Source organism: Pseudomonas sp. o96-267, from assembly GCF_003935465.1.
In the GTDB taxonomy this organism is placed as follows: Bacteria; Pseudomonadota; Gammaproteobacteria; order Pseudomonadales; family Pseudomonadaceae; genus Aquipseudomonas; species Aquipseudomonas sediminis.
The window spans coordinates 1-1,422 of sequence record NZ_RHQP01000087.1 but is presented as its reverse complement, the minus strand read 5'-3'; the positions used below and the strand labels follow the sequence as shown (position 1 = coordinate 1,422).

At 58.9% G+C, this 1,422-nt stretch carries 1 protein-coding gene; it reads left to right on the top strand.

Annotation, left to right across the window (positions count from 1 at the left end; translation table 11 throughout):
• Positions 1-81: 81 nt before the first annotated feature.
• On the top strand, positions 82-1,422 hold a 1,341-nt coding region (locus EGJ86_RS24845), incomplete at its 3' end, for a transposase (RefSeq protein WP_148100099.1).

Genomic DNA, 1,422 nt, shown 5'->3' with positions numbered 1-1,422 from the left:
CGGCCGATTCTGTTGAAAAAGTAGCGACCTCCCCGTGCTGCCGGCAGAATCACTCTGTCGGTGAGCGCGGGGGCGAACAGCATGATGGGACAGCTACCGGGTGGACAGCAGCGTCTGTTCTACTCGTTCAATCTGGAAGACCACGTTCCGCCCCAACACCTCTTGCGCAGCATCGACCAGTGTCTGGATCTCAGCGATCTGCGTGCATACCTAGCCGACTTCTACAGCCCCATCGGACGCCCCTCGATTGACCCGGAGTTGATGGTGCGCATGCTGGTCGTTGGCTACTGCTACGGCATCCGCTCCGAGCGGCGACTATGCGAAGAAGTGCATTTAAATCTGGCCTATCGCTGGTTCTGCCGGCTGGGTCTGGAAGACGAAGTACCCAATCACTCAACCTTCTCGAAGAATCGCCACGGCCGTTTCCGTGACAGCGATCTGTTCCGCTGGCTGTTCAATGAGGTGCTGAGGCGTTGCATGGCGGCCGACCTGGTAAAGGGGGAAGGTTTCGCCGTCGACGCCAGCGTCATCAAGGCTGATGCCAGCCGGCAACGTGGTGTGGCGGGAAATGAGGTCGATTGGAACGATCCAAAGCTAAGCAGCCGTGCCGTACGCGAGTACCTCGAAGCTCTTGATGAAGAGGCGCTGGCTGAAGCTCTTCCCAAGAAAATTTCACTCACCGATCCGCTGTCTCGTTGGACAGCAGCGCCAGGCGGCCCAGCCTTCTTTGCCTACTCCACCAACTACCTGATCGACACCGAGCACGGCGTGATCATGGATGTAGAAGCGACTCCGGCGCATCGTACCGCCGAAGTCGATTCGACCAGGACGATGGTCGATCGCGTTGAAGCGCAGTTCGACGTCACGCCGGAACGCCTCATCGGCGATACCGCCTATGGCACTGCCCCGATGTTGGCCTGGATGGTCGAAGAAAAGAACATCGACCCGCATGTCCCAGTCTGGGACAAGACCGAACGCAAGGACGACAGCCTCTCCAGCAGCGACTTCCACTGGAATCCGGAGGCCAATGAATACCGCTGCCCAGTCGGCAAACCGCTGCGCAGTGAATGGCGCGCCTTCGTCCAGAAAAGATCGCGGGTGACCAAGGCCAACACCATCATCTACCGCTCCAGCCAAACCGACTGTGCCACCTGTCCACTGAAAGCGAAGTGCTGTCCCAACACACCGAATCGGAAGATCGTCCGCAGCATCCATGAAGCTGCCCGTGACGTGGCCCGACGTATCGCTAAAACACCGGGATACCTCGTCTCTCGCTGTGAACGAAAGAAGGTGGAGATGCTTTTCGCCCACCTCAAGCGGATCATGAAACTCGACCGTTTACGGCTGCGTGGCCTGACGGGTGCGACTGATGAATTCACCTTGGCGGCGACGGTGCAGAACCTGCGCCGCATGGCCAAGCTT